This window comes from Paenibacillus sp. Y280 (assembly GCF_056786335.1).
This window is the reverse complement of record NZ_JBXCIW010000027.1, coordinates 1-21,107: the sequence shown is the minus strand read 5'-3', so window position 1 is coordinate 21,107 and position 21,107 is coordinate 1. Positions and strand designations below refer to the sequence as shown.

General features: G+C 50.0%; 15 protein-coding genes. 13 read left to right on the top strand and 2 right to left on the bottom strand.

Annotated elements, in window-relative coordinates; all coding sequences use genetic code 11:
- The first annotated feature begins 1,117 nt into the window (after nt 1-1,117).
- From AC1TPC_RS23675 to AC1TPC_RS23615, 13 genes are all read left to right on the top strand, one after another.
- Entirely contained in the window at nt 1,118-2,137 is a 1,020-nt protein-coding gene (locus AC1TPC_RS23675; RefSeq protein ID WP_482069219.1) for a response regulator transcription factor, read from the top strand.
- Nucleotide 2,138: 1 nt separating this feature from the next.
- Nucleotides 2,139-3,962 carry a cache domain-containing sensor histidine kinase gene (locus AC1TPC_RS23670; protein ID WP_482069218.1) on the top strand — a complete coding sequence of 608 codons (1,824 nt, stop codon included), beginning with the start codon at nt 2,139-2,141 and terminating at the stop codon, nt 3,960-3,962.
- A 210-nt stretch (nt 3,963-4,172) separates the two neighbouring features.
- On the top strand, nt 4,173-6,473 hold the full coding sequence (locus tag AC1TPC_RS23665; protein WP_482069217.1) for a hypothetical protein: 2,301 nt from the start codon (nt 4,173-4,175) through the stop codon (nt 6,471-6,473).
- An 11-nt stretch (nt 6,474-6,484) separates the two neighbouring features.
- Nucleotides 6,485-8,059, top strand: a complete 1,575-nt coding sequence (locus AC1TPC_RS23660; protein WP_482069216.1) for an extracellular solute-binding protein — start codon at nt 6,485-6,487, stop codon at nt 8,057-8,059.
- A gap of 34 nt (nt 8,060-8,093) precedes the next feature.
- Nucleotides 8,094-10,307 (top strand): alpha-galactosidase, encoded by a 2,214-nt coding sequence (locus tag AC1TPC_RS23655; RefSeq protein WP_482069215.1) that lies wholly within the window; start codon nt 8,094-8,096, stop codon nt 10,305-10,307.
- 23 nt (nt 10,308-10,330) lie between these two features.
- Nucleotides 10,331-11,572, top strand: a complete 1,242-nt coding sequence (locus AC1TPC_RS23650; RefSeq protein ID WP_482069214.1) for a glucuronate isomerase — start codon at nt 10,331-10,333, stop codon at nt 11,570-11,572.
- Nucleotides 11,573-11,575: 3 nt separating this feature from the next.
- Nucleotides 11,576-12,553: a Gfo/Idh/MocA family protein gene (locus tag AC1TPC_RS23645; RefSeq protein WP_482069213.1), complete on the top strand. Its 978-nt coding sequence runs from the start codon at nt 11,576-11,578 to the stop codon at nt 12,551-12,553.
- Nucleotides 12,550-14,682 (top strand): TIM-barrel domain-containing protein, encoded by a 2,133-nt coding sequence (locus tag AC1TPC_RS23640; protein ID WP_482069212.1) that lies wholly within the window; start codon nt 12,550-12,552, stop codon nt 14,680-14,682. The genes AC1TPC_RS23645 and AC1TPC_RS23640 overlap by 4 nt, the downstream gene beginning before the upstream one ends.
- 33 nt (nt 14,683-14,715) lie before the next feature.
- Nucleotides 14,716-17,046 (top strand): glycoside hydrolase family 95 protein, encoded by a 2,331-nt coding sequence (locus AC1TPC_RS23635; RefSeq protein WP_482069211.1) that lies wholly within the window; start codon nt 14,716-14,718, stop codon nt 17,044-17,046.
- Nucleotides 17,047-17,188: 142 nt separating this feature from the next.
- On the top strand, nt 17,189-17,521 hold the full coding sequence (locus AC1TPC_RS23630; protein WP_482069252.1) for a VOC family protein: 333 nt from the start codon (nt 17,189-17,191) through the stop codon (nt 17,519-17,521).
- A 204-nt stretch (nt 17,522-17,725) separates the two neighbouring features.
- Nucleotides 17,726-18,427, top strand: coding sequence for an RNA polymerase sporulation sigma factor SigK (sigK, locus tag AC1TPC_RS23625; protein WP_053374990.1), 702 nt, complete (start codon nt 17,726-17,728; stop codon nt 18,425-18,427).
- 290 nt (nt 18,428-18,717) lie between these two features.
- Nucleotides 18,718-19,140 carry an NUDIX hydrolase gene (locus tag AC1TPC_RS23620; RefSeq protein ID WP_482069210.1) on the top strand — a complete coding sequence of 141 codons (423 nt, stop codon included), beginning with the start codon at nt 18,718-18,720 and terminating at the stop codon, nt 19,138-19,140.
- Nucleotides 19,141-19,148: 8 nt separating this feature from the next.
- Nucleotides 19,149-19,694 (top strand): histidine phosphatase family protein, encoded by a 546-nt coding sequence (locus AC1TPC_RS23615; RefSeq protein ID WP_482069251.1) that lies wholly within the window; start codon nt 19,149-19,151, stop codon nt 19,692-19,694.
- Between the two features lie 90 nt (nt 19,695-19,784).
- Here AC1TPC_RS23615 and AC1TPC_RS23610 read toward each other — a convergent pair whose 3' ends face one another.
- Nucleotides 19,785-20,342, bottom strand: a complete 558-nt coding sequence (locus tag AC1TPC_RS23610; RefSeq protein WP_482069209.1) for an HAD hydrolase family protein — start codon at nt 20,340-20,342, stop codon at nt 19,785-19,787.
- A 122-nt stretch (nt 20,343-20,464) separates the two neighbouring features.
- On the bottom strand, nt 20,465-20,557 hold the full coding sequence (locus AC1TPC_RS23605) for an HAD family hydrolase (protein ID WP_482069208.1): 93 nt from the start codon (nt 20,555-20,557) through the stop codon (nt 20,465-20,467).
- Nucleotides 20,558-21,107: the final 550 nt, after the last annotated feature.

Below are 21,107 nucleotides of genomic sequence, written 5' to 3'. Positions count from 1 at the left end.
GGCGTATGAGAACCGTCGAAAGGCAGCTTTAAGCACGCATATGCTCTTACAGCCCACAAATCAAGTGTGTCGGTGAGCAGTAAGCGCACATATGCGCTTACTGCATGGAATCGGCGTATGAGAAACATCGAAAGGCAGCTTTAAGCACGCATATGTTCTTAAAGCTAACAAATCATGTGTTTTGGTGAGCAGTAAGCACATATATGCGCTTATTGCATGGAATCGGCGTATGAGAACCGTCGAAAGGCAGCTTTAAGCACGCATATGTTCTTAAAGCCAACAAATTAAGTGTGTCGGTGAGCTTTAAGCACACATATGCGCTTTAAGTATGAATAAGCCGTATGAGGAACGTCGAAAGCCAGCTTTAAGCACGCATATGCTCTTATAGCCCACAAATCAAGTGTGTCGGTGAGCATTAAGCGCACATATGCGCTTAATGCATGGGCTAGTCGTATGAGAACCGTCGAAAGGCAGTAATAAGCACGCATATGTTCTTAAAGCCAACAAATCAAGTGTGTCGGTGAGCTTTAAGCACACATATGCGCTTAAAGTATGAATAAGCCGTATGAGAAACGTCGAAAGCCAGCTTTAAGAACGCATATGCTCTTATAGCCCACAAATCAAGTGTGTCGGTGAGCATTAAGCGCACATATGCGCTTAATGCATGGGCTAGTCGTATGAGAACCGTCGAAAGGCAGTAATAAGCATGCATATGTTCTTAAAGCCAACAAATCAAGTGTGTCGGTGAGCAGTAAGCACATATATGCGCTTACTGCATGGAATCAGCGTATGAGTAACGTCGAAAGGCAGCAATAAGCACGCATATGCTCTTACAGCCAACAAATCATGTGCAGCTGTAAGGAAGCATTTTCAAATGATACAGAAAGCTTGGACTTGACATATTTGCAGTTGTTTTTTTATGATCACTTAACAATAGAAAATCATAAAAAAACACAAGTGCCCTAAAAATTACCCTTTCGTTAAAAACGGTTTTGCGTCATGATAATGATAGTGCAATCGTCTACTCATTCCATTCAAGCAAACAGCAATGTGCAAGCGCTTTATTTTTTTTGGAACTAAACGATTTTATATACCGATAAGCAAGGGGGAACGATCTATGCATGTGCTCATCGTAGATGACGAGCCCGTCATTCGCAAAGGGATTTCGAAAATGACGGAGCAATATGTACCGGCCTTCGCCAAAGTATCGACCGCCGAGAACGGGCAAGCAGCACTTGAACGAATCAAGGCGTCGGAGCCCGATATCGTACTGACAGATATTCGAATGCCGAAGCTGGACGGGCTGGAGCTTTGCCGCATCCTTCATGAGCAATATCCGCATATCAAGACGGTTGTGATCTCCGGCTACAACGACTTCAGCTATGCGCAGAAATGCGTGGATTACGGCGTAAAGCACTATTTATTGAAACCGATTACAAAAACGGATGTCCATGATGTGCTCGCCAGATTGCTGAAGAAGCAGTCGGCCGGGTATATTGCGCCATCCCGATATATGGAATGGGTGGATCTGATGGAGCAGCATATTTGGTCGCTCCAGACAGACGAGCTGGACGGGCTAAGCGAACGCTGGCGAGAGTACTGCCTGTCCGCGAACTTATCGCTTGCAAGATTGAAGGAGCTGCTCGGCGATTGCTGCGACATGCTCCTAAAGCGCTTCCAGGCTCGGAACTTTGTCCCTAAGCCGAATCTGATCTTCCTGCAAGCAGGTACCGTGAAGGATGCGCTTGATGCCTTCGAAGCGGAGCTGCGCGGTATACGGGATGGACTGGCATCGGTACGCAGCGGAAACTTTCGCGATCCGATGGAAGAGGCAAAGTCGTATATCGACAATAAGCTGTCGCAAGAGATTACGCTTGATCAGGTAGCGGCGATGGTGGGGCTTACGCCGACATACTTCAGCTCGTTGTTCAAAAAAATGACGAATGAGACGTTTGTCAAATACAGGATCAACAGGAGGATCGACCGATCCAAGGAGCTGCTGGCCGTACCGCATTTGCGTATCGTCGACATCGCATCAGAGGTCGGTTACGACGATTATCCGCATTTTACAAAAACGTTCAAGAAGCTTGTCGGCGTCACGCCTTCCGAATACCGGGCAGCAATGGGGATCAAATGAGATGAGATTCCGCAGCCTGTATGCGAAGCTGTTCTTCTATTTTCTTGTTGTTATCGGGCTGACCTTAAGCGGTGTAGGCATTTCTTATACGACTTCATCCCGCGAGCTCGACGACATGGCTGAGAAGCAGATGGAGCAAATTGCAAGCAACGCAGTTCATCATACCGATCTATATTTAAAGGATTACGAAAGATCGATGGTCTCCTTGCTAACGTTCCGCTATGTCATGGAATTTATGGATCTGCCAGCGAATCGGGAGGAGTACGATTATTATTATTATCGCAAGACGATACGCGAGGTGGGAGCGGACCCGTTATTCATCCGCAATCCGAAGATTGCTTCTATTTCATTGATCAGCGATAAAGGAAACGCCGTCTACTATTTCAACGAGGCAAACGAACAATCGTTCACGCCCGAGGAAATTAACAAGCAGCGGGATTATTACATGAGCAATACAAGCCCGCAGGGCCAGCTGAGTATTTTAAAAAGCAGCATTTTGACCGGTCAAGAAAATCAGATGGTCACGCTAGTCCGCCGCATTCGCGGGTACAGCTCTCCAGAATTGAAGGGGCTGCTTGCGATTGAGCTACGATCGGCCGACCTCTCCGCCCTTTGGAAGGGTGTAGATCTAGGCAAATATGGCTACCTATTCATTACGGATGCCAAAGGGAAGATCATCTACCACCCAGAGAAGAGCAATGAAGGAACGCTATTGCCGGAAGTCGTAAACAATAAGCTCGAGCAAGCAGGAGATCGTTCCTTCTTCGATGCAACCGAGGGCGAGAAACGAATGTACAAGGCGAGGACATCGGACTATTCGGGCTGGAAGCTGATTGTCTCGATGCCGGTGGACGAGGTGAGGAAGCCCGTTACAAACATTCGAAATTCGACGCTTACTGTCGGCTTATTAACGCTTTTGCTCGCTATTTTTCTAGCATTTCGATTCGGAAAATCGATTACTAAGCCCATTCAAACGCTGAAATCAGGGATGCGGGAGACAGAGAAGGGCAATTGGGTGCCAATCCCGCTGCCAAAGCATCGCGATGAGATCGCGGAGCTGATGCTTCGCTATAATCACATGGTTAAACGGTTGTCTGATGCGGTGGACAAGGTGGTCCAGGTCGAGCTGAGCAATCAGGAAATTCAAATGGAGCGCCAACGTGCCGAGTTCCAGTCGCTTCAACTGCAGATTAATCCGCATTTTATGTACAATACGCTTGAGACAATCATCTGTTATGCAGCTGTGCAGGATTCCGAGGATATAGCCGAAATTGTGCAGGCGCTTGCATATATGCTGCGCTATTCAGTTCAGACCAATCTGGAAGAGATAACGGTTGCGAACGAGCTGAAGCACGTTATGTATTATATGAAGGTCATGCAGCATAGGATCGGCAGAGAATTCGAGATCGATGTAGCTTTAAAGCCGGAATATTTGCTTCACGCGATGGTTCGCCTGACGCTTCAGCCGCTTGTGGAAAACGTTTTTCAGCATGCTTTTCCCGAGGGAGTGGAGGAATATCATTTCATTCGCATCGATTGCGGCGAGGAGAATGATGTTTTTTGGGTCAGCGTCGAGGATAACGGCTGCGGCATGAAGAGCGACCGCTTGGCTGAGCTGCGTCATAAGCTCGGAGCTAACCGACTGGCTGACGGCGAAGAGCAGGATGATGCCGGACATAAAAGCGGCATAGGCGTGTTAAACGTGCATCGGCGCATTCAGATGGTATTTGGCGACAGGTTCGGTCTTCGCATTGAGAGCGAGGAACAGCAAGGCACGAAAATTACGATGCTTATGCCGAAGGGGCGTCAGATCAAACGGCAATAAGATTCTCATGAAGTTATAACGCCTCTGCCGCGAAAATCGTCAATTGAAGACGGTAAGCGGACAGTGGCGTTTTTTTGCTGCGCAGCTTCGTTAATTTTCCGATCAGCATAGGAAAACACATTTCGATGTGAAGAAATGACATGTCAATGTGAACGAAGCGGGGGTATTATGAAGGCGTTTCAATAAACGGCGAAAGGTGGGAAATGAAGTATGAATAGAGTGAGGAAATTCAGTTTGAGCCTGGCGGTTCTGCTCTTGTTCGCGGAATTATTGCCGTTCGGAAATCATTCGGCGACGGACGCAGCAGCTATTGACGGTTCCACTGAGCAATCTGTGCCTTCTAATTTGAAGCGAATTTATTTTGTGGATGACGAGGGCAAGGAGTATGGGACGAATGGTGAAATTAGACTGAATAAGGGTGAGTTCAAGAGCTTGTCGCTGAAGGGCCGGATAGAATCGGACGAGGAAGTGGATCTAAGCAGCATCACCAAAACGTTCACAACCTCGACTTCTGGCGTATCGATTGATTCAGCGGGAGTCCTGTCAGCTAGCCGGGCTGGAGCCTCACTTATTTATGCAGAGGTAAACACAGGGAGTGCCCAATTAAAGACGGATGATCTGTGGGTAGACGTGGACGATCCGAACGAGTTCTCGGCAGAGGAGTATGTTTTTTCCAACGTATCGGTTACACATGCAAGGATGGTCGCAAAAATCGGCCACCCCGCTATAATCGAGCCCGGAGATCGTTATCCGGAGGTAGAACTGCTCTCCAACATAAATGGACACGTGAGTGGAGAGTTGATTTTGGACGGCTCTACGGTTGTAGGCGAAATCCCTGCGGCTTCGCTTCAAAAAGGGGATACAACAAAGCTGTCGCTTCCTGGCATTGCGAATAAAAAAGGCGTATACGAGCTTCGTTTGACCATTGAGCGCGTAGGTGGTGGGCCGGTATATGACTCCTACTATTTTACAGCGTGGAATAAGAAGGAGATTTCTAAAGGACAAAGCGAGATTGCTTTCCTAGGCAAGAAGAACAAGATGGTCTATGTCAGTGACTATAAAGGCAATAAAATTATGGATTTCTCGAACGCCGGCTACAAAGGCGGCGGAGTGAAGCTTCCCGATATTCCGGTGCAGGAAGTTGTCGAGCCTGGCGATGGAGACGATACGGCGCGTATTCAAGCTGCAATCGACCGTGTTGAACAGCTTCCCGCGAATGAGGAAGGCTTCCGCGGCGCGGTATTGCTAAAACAAGGAAAGTTTGAAGTTAGCGGCACGCTGTACATACGGGCAGGCGGAATCGTTCTGCGCGGCGAAGGCGACGGCGAGAAAGGGACGATCATTCACGGAACCGGCACGACTAAGCGAAATCTGCTTATGATCGGCGCTGCATCCGGTCCGAAGATCGATACGGCTACGCGGGCGGATATCGCCGATCTGTATGTGCCTTCCAGTGCGAGAACCTTACGCGTAGCAGATGCTTCTACCTACCGGGTCGGGGATCAGATCATTGTCCGCCGTGCCGGGAATGACCGCTGGATTCATGAGATCGGGATGGATTATATCTATAACCGTCCGGGCGGCGGAGCGACACAATGGTCGGCGTTCAACCTTGACTTCGATAGAGTCATTACCGCAATTGACGGGAATGAGATTACGGTCGATGCGCCGATTTCGAACGCGATTGAGCGCAAGTGGGGCGGCGGCGCTATTTATAAATATACCGATGCTGCGCGCATCGAGCAGGTCGGCGTCGAGCATATCCGCGTTGACAGCGATTTTGACAAAAGTATCATCGAAACGGTTATGGACAATGGAACGACAGATCCTTATTACGCTGATGAGAACCATGCCGAGCGGTTTGTCGTGTTTAACGGTGTCAAGAACGGTTGGGTCCGGAATGTAACGGGCTACCATTTGTCTTATTCGCTTGTCCAAGTGAGCCGCAATGCAAAGTGGATTACGATACAGGATAGCAAAATGTACGATATGGTCAGCATCGTAACGGGCGGCAGACGGTATGCCTTTCACTTCATGGGGCAGCTGAATCTGGCACAGCGCATCTATACGGAGACGGCGCGGCACGCATTTGTCGTAGACAGCCGCGTTATGGGTCCAAACGTCTTCTTGGACAGCGAATCAACCAAGGATTACAACACAAGCGAGCCGCATCACCGCTGGTCGGTCGGCGGGCTTTTTGACAGTGTAAAAGGTTTGATCTCCATTCGGGATCGGGCATGGCTTGGCAGCGGACATGGATGGTCTGGTGCAAACTATGTCACTTGGAACACGGAAGGCGATCTGACGAGCCAGCAGCCGCCAACGGCACAAAACTATGCAATCGGCCATGTTGGACCGAAGGTTCCGGGACTGGTGCCTTCCACTTATGATCCTCGCCCTCGTGCTGATGCTTATTGGGATAACGAAAGAAAGCATGTGAAAGTAGACAGCCTTTATAAACAGCAATTGGAAGAGCGGCTCGGCAAGCAAGCGGTGAAAAACATTAAGTAGAGGTGAATAGCATGAGACGTAGATTAAATGTGACAATGATTACAGCATTAATCGCCGTAGCTTCAACGGGATGCGCAAGCGACAACACGACCGGCAACAAGCCAGCAGGTGACGGCAGCGTTCCGGCCGGAGGCAAAACTTCATTCACGATGTCCATGGCGACCAGCGGCAACAAGCATGCGGAACGCTCGGCTGACGTAAACACAGAGAAATGGGTACTCAAGCTCGAGGAGCTAACGAATACGGATATGGATATCAAGATGATCCCACTGAAGGACTTTGCCAGCAAAATGTCGCTGCTGTTTGCATCGAACGAAATTCCTGACGTCGTTCAGAACGTGGGAGGTGCTACGTCTAAAGGAATGTCCGGTTCAGTAGAGTCCGGAATATTCCTGCCGCTGGACGACTTGCTGAAGGAGCATGCTCCTAACTTAATGAAGGCAGTGCCGGAAGAAGCCTGGCAGGAAACGAGCTACGACGGCAAAATCTACGGCATTCCGGCTTGGTTGTCCAATCCGTCGCGCCGCGCGCTGTTCATCCGCACTGACCTGCTTGAGAAGACAGGTTTGCCAGCACCGAAGACGGTCGACGAATTTGTGGACGTCATGCGGGCGATGAAAAAAAATGGCGTAGAGTTCCCGTATCAGATGAGGGAAAATTTTAAATACGCCGATACGATTTTGGGAGCATTCGACGTACTGCCTTCGCAGTTCGAGCTGCAAAACGGAGAGGTCGTTCCGAAGTTTTTTGACGTGGAGAATATGTCGAAAGCACTGGAGACTTACAAAACCATGTACGACGAAGGCTTGATTCCGAAGGACTTCGCCTCGCTTACATCCAGCGACTATAGCAAAAACAACGAAAGCGGCAGATCGGGGATGTGGTCGGCCAATGCTCAGCTTCTTCCAGAGGTTCGCGGCAAGCTGAAAAATGCGGTGCCTGATTCGAAGCTGGATATTATACCTTCGCCGCGCGGGCCCGAAAATGTAGGCGGACATCTGCTCTACTCCAGCATTAACACTTCGTACTATATCAATAGCAAAGTACCGAAGGAGAAGGCTATCAATATAATCAAATTTTTCGAATGGATGCTGACGCCGGAGGCTGAAACGTATTTCTCATTCGGCATAGAGGGCGATACCTATACGAAGGAAAGCGACGGCAAAATCAACTTTACCCCGCCGACCGCGTCAGAAGCGATGGACGAGGACCGATTCCGCAGCATGTTCTGGTTCGTGCATGACATGATCTACAACAAGGCGAGGGAGGAGCTGACGGAGGACGGGCGCGACATGATGAACTTCCTGGATACAATCGTTTCGAAAGAAGGGCTGGGAACGGTTCGCTACTCTCCTGCACTGGAATCATTCTCGAAATACCCGGATGCATCTCCGCTCGGCGATGATGTTGGTCCGAAGCTGATTATCGAGCATATGGTAAAAATGATCTACGGCAAGGAGCCGATCTCCGATTGGCCAAAGGTTATTGAGGAATACAAAAAGAAAGGCGGTCTCGAAATTATTAAGGACGCTACGGATCGGTACAACAGCGGAGATAGCGTCATTGTCTCGGAAAATCGGAAATAAAAGATATTAAGCCACTAACTAACGGAGGAAAACCATGACTATCGTCTATGACGAGGCAGCGCAGACGTTCCATCTGCAAAGCCGATCATCGAGTTATATTATGCAGCTCATAAAGTCCAAATATCTCGCACACGTACACTTTGGAGGCAAAGTCCGGGGCACCAGCCCCGGACAGCTTCTTGCTATTCGGCGCAGATGCTCCTTCTCTCCGTCGACGGACCCAAGCGACCTGACCCTGTCGCTCGATACGCTTCCTCAAGAGCTGCCAGGCTTCGGCGGCAGCGATTTCCGTGTTCCTGCGTATCAAGTGCAGCTCGAGAATGGCACGACAGTAAGCGAGCTGATCTATGAATCGCACCGTATCTATGCCGGCAAGCCCGCGCTAGAGGGTCTTCCTTCTACCTATGCGATGGAGGCAAGCGAGGCAGAAAGCCTTGATATCGTCCTTAGCGACTCTCAAATTGGACTAAAGGCTGTTCTGACCTACACGATTTTCCGCGAGCTGGATGCCGTAATCCGTTCTGTCCGCTACATCAACGAAAGCGGCACAAAGATAAAGCTGCTTCGCGCGCTCAGCATGGGCATTGACTTCCCTCATGATGACTTCGATATGCTTCAGCTGTCAGGAACATGGGCGAGGGAGCGTCATATCGAGCGTCGTCCGCTCGCATCAGGCGGGTCGGTCATCGAGAGCAGGAGGGGAGCGAGCAGCCATTCGCTGAATCCTTTCCTTGCGCTTCTCTCGAAGGACGCGAACGAGGAGCAAGGCGAGGCATTTGGCTTCAGCCTCGTATACAGCGGCAGCTTCACGGCGCAGGTGGAGGTTGATCCCTACCATACGACTCGCGTCGTTATGGGCATTAATTCTTTTGACTTCTGCTGGCTTCTGGAACCTGGAGAGTCGTTCCAAACGCCGGAGACTGTGCTCGTCTATTCGCCGGAAGGACTCGGAGGCATGTCGCGAACTTACCATAAGCTGTATCGTACCCGCCTATGCCGCGGGGCTTACCGCGACCGCTCGCGTCCGGTTCTGCTCAACAACTGGGAAGCGACGTACTTTGACTTTGACGCGGACAAGATCGAACAGATCGCGCAGGAGGGGAAAGAGCTCGGTGCGGAGCTGTTTGTGCTTGACGATGGCTGGTTCGGCAAGCGGGATAACGATAAAAGCTCGCTGGGCGACTGGTTTGTTGACAAACGCAAGCTGCCAAACGGTCTTCCCGATCTAGTCGAGCGGGTGCGAAGGCTGGGCTTGCAGTTCGGAATATGGTTCGAGCCGGAGATGGTTTCACCGGAGAGCGAGCTGTACCGCGCCCATCCAGACTGGTGCTTGCATGTGCCTGACCGCCGCAGAACGGAGGCGCGGCAGCAACTGGTGCTCGACTATTCCCGTCAGGATGTTCGGGATTATATTGTTGGGGCGATAACGGATGTCCTGCAGAGCTGCCCGATCACTTATGTGAAGTGGGATATGAATCGCAATATGACGGAAGTCGGCTCGGCGCTGCTTCCTCCTGAGCGGCAGCGGGAGACTGCGCATCGCTGCATTCTCGGTTTATACGAGGTGTTGGAGCGCCTCACCGCGGCCTTCCCGTATGTATTGTTCGAAAGCTGCTCCGGCGGCGGAGGTCGCTTCGACCCCGGCATGCTCTATTATATGCCGCAGACATGGACAAGCGACAACACCGATGCCGTCGAGCGGCTCAAAATTCAATACGGTACGAGCATCGTCTACCCGATCAGCGCGATGGGTGCTCATGTATCGGCCGTTCCTAACCATCAAGTGCACCGGACAACGCCTATCGAGCTGCGCGGTCATGTCGCCATGTCCGGCAACTTCGGCTATGAGCTCAATCCAGCCTTGCTGACAGAGGCGGAGAAAACGGCAGTGAAGCAGCAGATCAGCTTATATAAAGATATGCGCTTCCTCATCCAGAGCGGTGAGTTTTACCGTTTGCGAAGTCCATTCCAAGGAAACGATACGGCTTGGATGTTCGTGATGGAGGATGGCTCTGAAGCGCTAGTCGCTTATTTCCAAGTGTTGTCTGAGCCAAATGCGCCGCTGAAGAAGCTTCGTTTGAACGGCCTGAGCCCCGATCAAGACTATCTTGTGTACGATGCAGATCGGCCTGAGGAAGGCGAGGAGTTGTTCGGCGGGGACGAACTGATGAGGGTCGGATTAAAGCTTCCCATTTGGAAGGGTGATTTCCGCAGCAAGCTTTACCGATTAAGACGAGTCAATAGCTAAAGCAGATAGAGGGAGATGTTCACATGAGCTCGAATGGGAATGGCGGAACTAAAGCACAATTCATAAATCGCGTATTGGAGCTGCCGGTATTTGATACGCATACCCATCTAGTGGGCGACCGACTGGGAGCGCGCGACTTTTGGGAGATCGCGCATTACTTCTGGCTGTTCAGGGAGCTGCAGGCGGGCGGCTATCCAGCGGATGCCGACAAGCTGCCGGAAGAAGAGCGCATCACGGCTTTTTTAGATGCTTATAAGGAAACGAGAAGCACGCTGATGAACTGGGCTTTTACTTCGATTATGCGGGAGCTGTACGGGATTGAGATTAAGGATGCCGCATCCATTAAAGAAGCGATTGCCGCTGTTAAGCGCTCCAGAGCAGACGAAGGCTGGGCGCAGCAGATCGCAGATCGTCTAAATATACGCCGGTTTGTCGTGAATCATCCGGAGCACGCGGCCTTCGAGGGCATGCGCGAGCATGCGGTACTTATCCCGCGAATAGACGGGGCACTTGGCAAGTGGGGAGATCGCGTGGCTCGTTCTGCTGATCCATCTAGCGAGTTTCTGGCCGTCCAGTCGGAGATTAGTCATCTGCTGGGCGATTACGGAGACGCTGGCTTACCCGGCGTTATGACGACGCTGCCGGCGTATGAAGCTAGCGCTCATATTCGCCGAGCGATTAGCCATGAAAGCAGCCGCGACGAAATTATGATGGAGCTTCTGCATGCGGTATGCGCGGCGGCTGAGCATAATGGCTTGCTCGTTCAGCTATTTCTAGGCGTAGAGCGCTCATGGTGCGGAACTGCCGTACCCGTAAACGATACGGAAAGAATTTTGAAGCTGACGGCATTATTTGAGAAATACAGCTGTCCATTTGAGCTTGTGCTCGCATCGGAGCTCAATAACTTAGATGCCGTGCAGGCGGCATGGAACTTCCCGAATGTTCATATCGGCGGGATGTGGTGGTTCAACTTTCGCGCAAGCACCTACCGAGACAGCATGCAATATAGACTCGAGGCACTGCCCGCAAGCAAGAGCTCTGTCATCGTATCCGATGCCCGCTGCATGGAATGGAGCTTTGGCAAAATTTTGCTCGTGAAGAAGCTGGCCGCCGAGTTTTTATGGGAGCGGTTGGAATCGGAATGGATCGATTACGATACCGCGCTGCATACCGCAGAGCAATGGCTGTACGGGAGTGCAGCCAAGCGCTACGCCTTGAAGGAGAAACGTCAAACGCTTCCGCTAGTGGAATCGGGAGGAGAATGAGCAATGAAGGCAATATTGGTTGGTCTCGGCAGTGCAGGCTTTAGCTGGTACAAAAGATTAAGAGACAGGGGGCTGCTCGCAGCTGTCGTTGAAGCGGACCCCGCTATGCAGGCTAAGCTGGAAGGGGCGCCGTATCCATTCTATACGTCCTTGGAGGAGGCGCTCGCGAGCGAGGAAGCCGACTTCCTTGTCAATGTGACCTCGCCGGCTGCGCATACGCGGGTGAACCATGCTGCATTCGACAAAGGGCTTCCCGTCCTCTGCGAGAAGCCGATCTCGTTCGATTATTCGGAATCAGTAGAGATCGTGGCAAGAGCCGCGAAGGAGAATATTCCGTTCATGATCGCAGAGAATTACAGGCGTTTTCCTTATGTGCGCAAAATGAAGCAGCTGCTGGATGAGGGAATCATCGGTACAATCTCGACGATTGACATTCAGTTCCGCCGCTTTCATCAGGTGCAGCGCAAGTATGCTGTGCGCATTTTGGATGATATAGGCGTACATCACTTTGATATGCTACGTTATTTGACTGGGCTGGAAGGAAAGGCCATCCAAGCGAGATTGTATAATCCGATTGGAAGCTGGGAAGAGGAAGGCGCGCTTATTAATGCAAATGCAATCATTGAGATGGAGGGCGGATTAATTGCGGGTTATGCGGCAACGATCGCCTCGAGAGGCCCGGAGACGCTATGGGGCGGCGATTGGAAAATCGAGGGAACAGACGGCGCGCTAGTGCTGACCGGCAAGGAAATTCGAGTTTACAAAGAGGGCGGGATCCAGTTGATTTCCGACTTCGCCGATGTGGGTGAAACGGATATTTTGACAGAGTTTATAACCTCGCTTGAAACAGGAAGTGAAGCAGAAACAAGCGGCAACGATTATCTGCTTACGCAGGCGCTTGTTCATTATGCGAATATGTCTGGCGAATCGGGTAACAGGATGCAAATCGAATTGCCGGACTTGGGGAGGGCCTTGCCATGACGGCTTTGACATGGACGGAAGCTGCGCCTGGCGTATGGCGCGCCACTACTGGAAATTCACAGGTGCCTACACCTTTATCTCTAATCGGAGCTGAGCCGAAGCTGGAAGCGCTCGGACTGATGGCGAAGGCGGCTCCGCCCTTTGAATGGGATGAGGTTCGAATAGAGGAATCTGTAAGCGGACGCCGCATGCTCGCGCTGCCGCTTACATCTAATGAGAAGCTTTATGGAACAGGACTGCAGTTCATGCGAATGAACCAGCGCGGGCGGACTCGGTATCTTCGCGTAAACAGCGATCCGAAGCAGGATACGGGAGAAACGCATGCACCGGTTCCTTTTTACGTTAGCGACCGCGGCTACGGCGTTCTTATTGATACGGCACGCGCGGTCACCATGCATCTCGGCTCAGCTGTTCGCCTGGACGAGACGAGGAATGAGGATGCGAAAGACCGCAATCGCGATGCGAGCTGGCGTGCAACGCTGCCATCATCGCAAGCGGAGATCCGCTTGCCGGAGGAAGGCGCGGACATCTATATCTTTGGCGGCCCAGCGCTTCGCGATGTTGTAAGCCGCTACAATCTCTTCTGCGGCGGCGGTGCTCTGCCGCCGAAGTGGGGGCTGGGCTTTTGGCATCGCGTGCCAACCTTATTCAGCGAGAAGGAGGCGCTGGCAGAAGCGATGGAATTCCGCAGCCGGGATTATCCTTGCGACGTAATCGGTTTGGAGCCGGGCTGGCACAGCCGCAGCTACCCGGTTACGTATGAGTGGGATGAGGAACGCTTCCCTGCTCCTGAGCGCTTCATTCGCGAGCTGGCGGATAATGGCTTCCGCGTCAACCTGTGGGAGCATCCTTATGTATCGCCAGAGAGCGAGCTATACCGTGCGCTTAAGCCGCTTTCAGGCGATTATTCCGTGTGGGGAGGACTCGCCCCTGATTACGCGCTGCCGGAAGCCCGCGAGCTGTATGCGCAGCAGCATAAGGAGAAGCATGTCGCGATCGGCGTATCAGGCTACAAGCTGGACGAATGCGACGGCAGCGAGCTGACGAACAATTCCTGGATGTTCCCGGAGCATGCCAGCTTCCCGTCTGGGTTGGACGGTGAACAGATGCGGCAGCTGTACGGCTTGATGTTTCAAAAAATGACAAACGACCTGTACCGCGCAGACAACCAGAGAACCTATGGTCTGGTTCGCGCATCGAACGCAGCGGCCTCTTCGCTGCCTTATGTTCTTTACTCGGATCTCTATGATCACAAGCAGTTTATTAGAGCGCTTTGCAACTCTTCCTTCAGCGGGCTGCTTTGGTCGCCGGAGGTGCGCCGAGCGCGCAGCGCCGAGGACTGGGTAAGAAGAATGCAGACCGTCTGCTTCTCGCCGCTGGCCATGCTGAACGCTTGGGGCGACGGGACGAAGCCTTGGTCATTTCCCGAGGTTGAACCGATCATTCGCCGCTACATCAAGCTGCGGATGCGACTGCAGCCTTATTTATATACGGCATTTGCCAGCTATTGGGAAAAAGGGATACCTCCTTTTCAAGCGATGCCTTTCGTCGTAACGTCAGATGATCTCGTCCGCGCCGAGGAGCAGCGGATGGAAGCGGAGAAGCTGAATACGACGGATGGCGCATACGGGAAGCGGAATATACCGCAGTGGGACGATCAATATATGATCGGGGATTCACTGCTTGTCGCTCCTCTCGTTGAAGGCGAGAGCGAACGTGAGGTGCTCCTTCCTTCTGGCTCGTGGATCGGGTTTGAGACTGGAGAACGGTACGAAGGGGGCGGCGTAATTAGGGTTCGCGCTGACCTTGCGACGATACCGGTGTTTGTGCGCGACGGCGCGGTCATTCCGATGATGGCATCGCTGCCGCATGCGCTCCGTCCCGGCGAGCAAGCTCCGCTTGAGCTGGTGCATTTTGGCTCTGAAGCCGGATCATGCTTGCTGTATGACGATGATGGGGCAACCTTGGATCATGAAAACGGAGCATGCGGCTGGTGGAAGGCGGTTGTAACGAAGTCGGAGGACGGTGAGTTTCAAGGCGTACTGTCTGGCGAAACGGAGCTTCCGGCCTCTTATTCAAGTGTGATATGGCGCTTTGCCACGATGGGGCTGGGCTTTCAGCACGAATAGACGGGAGAACGAATAAGGAAGGGGATAGCAAAGATGAAGCGAAGGCTTTGGTACGAAGCGCCTGCAGGCAAGTGGGAGGAAGCGCTGCCTATCGGCAATGGCCGGCTTGGCGGCATGGTATTCGGCGGCGTTGCGAAGGAGACCTTGCAGCTGAACGAGGATTCGCTTTGGTACGGCGGCTCGATTCGAGGAAATAATGCTGAAGCGCGGACTAACCTGCCGGAAATTCGGAAGCTGCTGCAGCAGGGCAAGCAAAGCCAAGCTGAGCATTTGGCGCGGATGGCACTTATGTCCAGCCCCAAATATCTTCATCCTTATCAGCCTCTAGGCGAAATGCTGCTGTGGATGCAGGGGCATGAAGGCGCTGCGGCTGGTTATGAGCGGGAGCTTGATCTGGAAGAAGCGATCACCAGTGTGCGGTATGAACGGAATCACGTTACTTACGAGAGGGAGTACTTCAGCAGCGCAGTCGATCAGATTCTCGTTGTCCGATTGACTGCAGACATGCCTGGCACTTTAACGATAGGCGTCAATCTGATGCGCCGGCCTTTCGATGAAGGAACAGCGGCGGCAGATGAGCAGACAATTCTGTTGCGCGGGCAATGTGGACCCGGCGGCGTGCAATATGCCGCTGCGGTTCAAGCGGTTGCGGAGGGAGGAGCCGTACGGGTCATTGGGGATTTCCTCTCGATTAAAGGGGCAGACGCGGTTACGCTGCTGCTCGCGGCTAATACCTCATTCCGGCATCCCGACCCGCAGCAGGCTTGCCTTGATCAACTGCATGCTGCGAGCCTGCTTCCCTACGCAGAGCTGCGTGAGCGGCATGTGACCGATTACTCTTCTTATTATCGAAGGGTAGAGCTTGAGCTTCACGGCTCCGGCGCTCAGGCGCAAGAAGAAGCAGAGCAAGCTGATAAGCTGGCTACAGATGCCCGCTTGCGCAGACTGGCTGAGGGTGCGAATGATGTGGGGCTTTTCGCTTTGTATTATCAATTTGGCCGCTATCTTCTCTTATCCTGCTCGCGGCCGGGAACGCTCGCTGCCAATTTGCAAGGAATCTGGAATGCGAGCTTTACACCGCCATGGGAATCAAAATATACGATTAATATCAATACCCAGATGAATTATTGGCCAGCGGAGGTCGGCGGCCTTCCGGAATGCCATGAGCCGCTGTTCGATTTGGCGGAGAGCATGCTCTCTGCGGGCAGGGTTACGGCTCGCGAGCTTTATGGCTGCCAAGGCTATGTCGCTCATCACAATACGAATTTGTGGGGCGATACGCATGTTGAGGGTATGCTTGTTTCTTCCTCCATCTGGCCGATGGGAGCAGCATGGCTGTCTCTCCATCTATGGGAGCATTACAGGTACGGGCTGGACGAGGAGTTTCTGAAGCGGCGCGCGTATCCGCTCATGAAGGAAGCGTCCTTGTTTTTCCTTGGCTATATGACAGAGGATGATGCAGGCAGGCTAATTACGGGACCATCGCTCTCGCCGGAGAACCGCTTCGTGCGACCAAACGGAGAAACAGGCACGCTTTGTATGGGGCCGTCGATGGACAGCCAAATTGTTCATGCGCTATGGAGCTCTTGCATAGAAGCGCTGCGTATATTAGGCACGGAGGCCAAGTTTCGCAGCGAGCTGGAGCAGGCGCTTGCCAAGCTGCCGCTGCCTGAGATCGGCAAGCATGGACAAATCATGGAATGGCTGGAGGACTATGATGAAGCGGATATCGGACATCGGCATATATCGCAGCTGTTCGCGCTCCATCCTGGTGAACAGATACATGTACGCCGGACCCCGAACCTAGCCGAGGCAGCAAGGCGGACGATTGAGCGCCGATTGGCTCACGGTGGCGGCCATACCGGATGGAGCCGGGCATGGATCGTGAATTTTTGGGCTAGGCTCGAGGATGGCGACGAAGCCTATTCCCATCTCCGTCAGCTATTGACGCATTCGACCTATCCCAATCTATTCGATGCACATCCGCCGTTCCAGATTGACGGCAACTTCGGAGGCGCGGCCGGCATAGCCGAGCTGCTGCTGCAATCGCACGCCGGAGAGCTTGCTTTGCTGCCGGCGCTGCCTTCGGATTGGAGCAGCGGCAAGGCGACGGGGCTGCGGGCAAGAGGGGCGTTGACCGTCGATCTCGAATGGGAGAACGGCTTGCTCAAGGAAGCACGTATTGCGGCTAAGAAGAGCACAGATTGCTGCCTGAGATGTGGAACGTCTTCCATTGTTGTTTTTGATGGCGATAAACGGGTAGGCGAGCGTTCAAGCTCCGATATCGTAAAGTTCCAGCTGGAAGCGGGCAAGACGTACCGAGTTGTTAGACAAACCGTTCTGCAAGGGATGATATTCGAATGACTGAGCTCGTTTAGTTAGCCCTATCCGGTTCTCATCAGACAGCTTCATATGAACGTAGAATAGGAATTATTTCTTGCAATAGCCCTTGATAGCTAGAAAAGGGCTATTGTATTTTTTGCTGATCTTATATGCTTATATAGGTGTGCTGATTTATAATCCGCCGAATCAGGGAACACCCAGGGCATCATCTCTAGTGCAAATACGGTACGCTTTGGTTTTGCAGCATCGAGAACTGTTCTATGACGGCAAGCGCCCTTATGTCCATCATCCGAAAAATGCGGGCTCGGCGCATATATGCTTTGAGGTCGACGATATATTTGAAATAGCTAACCACCTCAAAAAGCATGGCATCAAGGTAGACGTTGAGCCAAAGCGCGGCAAAGACCACAATTACCAGTGCTGGACGAAGGACCCTGATGGCTTCCCGATCGAGTTCATGCAGATGCATCCGCGCTCACTGCAAAGAAACAGTTAAAGGTTAGTAGTGGAATGGTGATCAATTAGGCATTGGCAAAAAACTGTTAGGAACTAGTAAATTTCTTTGCTGCGTTCAGCGTACATGCACTTCTAGGCAGCTACCCACATACAATAAAGAACAGACTTCAATGTTCGCCCGAATCGGAAAAAGCAGGTAGGTTATTCCGATCTGAGCTAATACAACGTGGGGGTGTACGGTACAATGCCTGGATTGTTCTCAGCGATAGCGCTATTCATTAAGCAGCTTTCATTGCTCGTCTCTTATGTTAAAAACAATGCTTTTCCCCAGCCTCTTCAAGAAGAGGAGGAAACCAAACATCTGCAACTGATGGCCGAAGGCAATCAGCGTTCCCGTAACCTGCTCATTGAGCACAATCTCCGCTTAGTCGCTCACATAGTGAAAAAATTCGACAATACCGGGGAGGACCTCGAAGATTTAATTAGTATCGGGACAATTGGACTGATCAAAGCAATCGAGAGCTTTCAAACCGGGAAAGGGACGAAGCTCGCTACATTTGCAGCTCGTTGTATCGAGAATGAAATACTTATGCATCTGCGGTCTTTGAAGAAGACGCGCAAGGACGTATCGCTGCATGATCCGATTGGCACGGACAAGGAAGGCAATGAGATTACTTTGATCGATATCCTCGGCACCGAGGCTGATGATATCGTGGATAAGGTGCAGCTGAAGATTGAAAAGTCGAAGATATATAAGAATTTAGACATACTCGATGACCGCGAGAAGGAAGTTGTGATCGGCCGCTTCGGGCTGGAGCATGGCGGGGATGAACGGACGCAGCGGGAGATTGCGAAGGAGCTTGGAATATCGCGAAGCTATGTGTCGCGGATTGAGAAAAGGGCGTTGATGAAGCTTTATCATGAGTTTTATAAGGCGAAGCGATAAGACTGCCACCGCCAACAAGCCAAAGAATCTAAAGGGTAAGCAATTTGGTATTAACAGTATATACCAACTCAATAGCTCTCTAATAGCCATGTAGGAGTTTCTACAGGGCTATTTAGTATTTCACCCCACCCAGTGCCGAGTCATGGGGTTTTAACGTCTAATTGAATTTTATGCTCGTTGTACCTATGAAAAACTTTTTGGATTACCTTGTACGCACACAAGGTTCCAACGTCAGGGAAATAATGTTAAAGTTGCTATAGTAGAATCTCTTTAGAGGGGAGCAAGACAGCGTGTTCATAGTAAACATAGAAGGTGCAATCTGTAGGGATGATAGATGGCTTGTTATTACACGAAGTACCAAAGAAGAACATGCAGGGGGTACTCTGTCTCTTGTGGGAGGAAAAGTAGACGTTGAAGGAAACACACTCGAAATCCTAGAACGGACTGTAAAGCGAGAACTTTATGAAGAAGTTGGCATCGAGATAAAAGATGCTGTTACTTTTGTATACAGTTCCTCATTTGTAACAGATGATGGATGCAACGTTATAAATATGGTCTTCCTATGTGAATATAACAGAGGTACAGCACATAACAAGAGTCCCGATGAGGTTGAAGCCGTTCATTGGATGACCTACGATGAAATAATGAATCATCCCAAAGCTCCTCTTTGGACAAAAGAGAGTATAAGAAGAGTAGCACTAGCAAGGAGATAACAATAATGATGAAAAATGTTTATATTGTGCGACATTGCAAAGCAGATGGGCAGGAGCCTGATGCTAGGCTAACTGAACTAGGTATTCAACAAGCTGAGAATCTTGCTAAATTTCTCTTAGATAAAGATATTGATTTTATCATTTCAAGCCCTTTTGAAAGGGCTTACCGCACCATAGCTCCATTGGCTGAACAAATAGGTATAGAAGTTGTTTTGGATGATAGATTGGCAGAGAGGCTTTTATCAAGCAAGAATCATCCTGATTGGCGAGATATGCTTCGTAAGACATACGTTGACTTAGACATATGCTATGAGGGTGGAGAGTCCAGTAACACGGCTATGAGCCGTGCCGTAAGTGTAGTCATGGAAGTTCTGAATAAGGAGAACAAAAACATTGTATTAGTTTCACATGGAAACCTGATATCACTCCTACTTAAGCATTTTGATGACCGTTTTGGATTTAAAGAGTGGGAATCTTTATCCAATCCTGATGTATTTCATCTTACCTTCTCAGCAGATGATAAGCCAAACATTCATCGAATATGGGCAGAGTGATTTTTTATTAGAGCAAACACATTCCTTCGGACACGTACATGTTTGTTGTCACTGTCTACTCGTAACATGTGTGGTGTTGCTCACTGTTGTTCAGTAGAGTCTTTCTAATATTAAAGCAACTCCATCATTATCATTCGTTTCTGTTATTTCCGTTGCAATTTCTTTTAATTCTTTTATTGCATTTCCCATGGCTATTGAAATACCACAGGATTGAAACAATCCTAAATCATTGAAGTCATCTCCAAAACACATGACATCACTCATTTTATAACCTAGTGATTCAATCAAATACTTAACAGCATTTTCTTTAGACGATTTTAAAGACATTATTTGAATTAACTTCCCATCATCTGTGCTTAAAATATTAACACGGTCTCCAAACTTATTAATGATTTGTTCAGAATCATGACAATCCGTTATAAGGATTTTAGTACAATCAAAGGTTTTTAGTTTTTCTAAGCTAATAATTGTGGGGTTTGTTGTAATCTTCATCATTTCTCGATAATCCAACGATTTATAAGTGAACCATTCATCTTTGACTTCAACACTAATATTGGATTTAGGGTCTACCGATAGGCAATAATCGAAATAACACCAACTAATTCTTTTGATATTGAATAATGAATTTCTCGATCTGTAACATTGCATTGAAATAATCCGCCATTATAAAATACCACCGTTCCAAAAGAAAACAAATTTATATCTTCGTATTTCACAGCCCTTGGTGGACGGGCTGTTGCAAAAATTATATTAATATCCGCAGCTTTCACCTACTGCAAAGCAAACAAATTTCTTTTAGATATTTGTTTTTTTGAATTTAGAAGAGTACCATCTAGATCCAATACGATTAACTTAGGTTTCATAACTTCTCTCCGTTCACCTTAGGGTACTTTCAGCTAACATACGTCTTTTATATGAACTTCATCTATCGTTTGTTTTGTTTAATATTACCATAATCCAGATCATCTGGAGCTAAGCTCTTGCCTTTATCTATACAACCCAATCGGCTAACATGGCACACGAAATAAAGAACGAAAATAGAATTAAGTAACTTATATCAATTTACTTGATATTGAAGCACTCTAGGCGAAAGTCCGTACTAATTCTTAGATAGTTCTTTACCTCTTATTTTTCATAAAATCAAATTACTTACAAATGATCTGCAACCCTTCTTATATACAAATCGTTTAAATAGGAAAAGAATAATTTGGAAAAAGAGTAAAGGTGATAAGAGATGGGGTTAGCTGTAGATGAAAAAATGGATTTTATCAATAAGCTTGATTATTATCGTTATTGGGTAAGCGTCAAATCCAGCCCACCTTCAACGTCCAAACCATTCATGAGAAAATGAAGGCAACCCAATGAAGGAGGTTGCCACATGACCACGAGAGAACAACGTCGTCAAGCATGGAT

Excerpts from the sequence above, each read along its gene's own strand:
- AC1TPC_RS23675 (WP_482069219.1), top strand. The coding sequence starts at position 1,118 with ATGCATGTGCTCATCGTAGATGACGAGCCCGTCATTCGCAAAGGGATT.
- AC1TPC_RS23670 (WP_482069218.1), top strand. The coding sequence starts at position 2,139 with ATGAGATTCCGCAGCCTGTATGCGAAGCTGTTCTTCTATTTTCTTGTT.
- AC1TPC_RS23665 (WP_482069217.1), top strand. The coding sequence starts at position 4,173 with ATGAATAGAGTGAGGAAATTCAGTTTGAGCCTGGCGGTTCTGCTCTTG.
- AC1TPC_RS23660 (WP_482069216.1), top strand. The coding sequence starts at position 6,485 with ATGAGACGTAGATTAAATGTGACAATGATTACAGCATTAATCGCCGTA.
- AC1TPC_RS23655 (WP_482069215.1), top strand. The coding sequence starts at position 8,094 with ATGACTATCGTCTATGACGAGGCAGCGCAGACGTTCCATCTGCAAAGC.
- AC1TPC_RS23650 (WP_482069214.1), top strand. The coding sequence starts at position 10,331 with ATGAGCTCGAATGGGAATGGCGGAACTAAAGCACAATTCATAAATCGC.
- AC1TPC_RS23645 (WP_482069213.1), top strand. The coding sequence starts at position 11,576 with ATGAAGGCAATATTGGTTGGTCTCGGCAGTGCAGGCTTTAGCTGGTAC.
- AC1TPC_RS23640 (WP_482069212.1), top strand. The coding sequence starts at position 12,550 with ATGACGGCTTTGACATGGACGGAAGCTGCGCCTGGCGTATGGCGCGCC.
- AC1TPC_RS23635 (WP_482069211.1), top strand. The coding sequence starts at position 14,716 with ATGAAGCGAAGGCTTTGGTACGAAGCGCCTGCAGGCAAGTGGGAGGAA.
- sigK (WP_053374990.1), top strand. The coding sequence starts at position 17,726 with ATGCCTGGATTGTTCTCAGCGATAGCGCTATTCATTAAGCAGCTTTCA.
- AC1TPC_RS23615 (WP_482069251.1), top strand. The coding sequence starts at position 19,149 with ATGAAAAATGTTTATATTGTGCGACATTGCAAAGCAGATGGGCAGGAG.
- AC1TPC_RS23610 (WP_482069209.1), bottom strand. The coding sequence starts at position 20,342 with ATGCAATGTTACAGATCGAGAAATTCATTATTCAATATCAAAAGAATT.
- AC1TPC_RS23605 (WP_482069208.1), bottom strand. The coding sequence starts at position 20,557 with ATGAAACCTAAGTTAATCGTATTGGATCTAGATGGTACTCTTCTAAAT.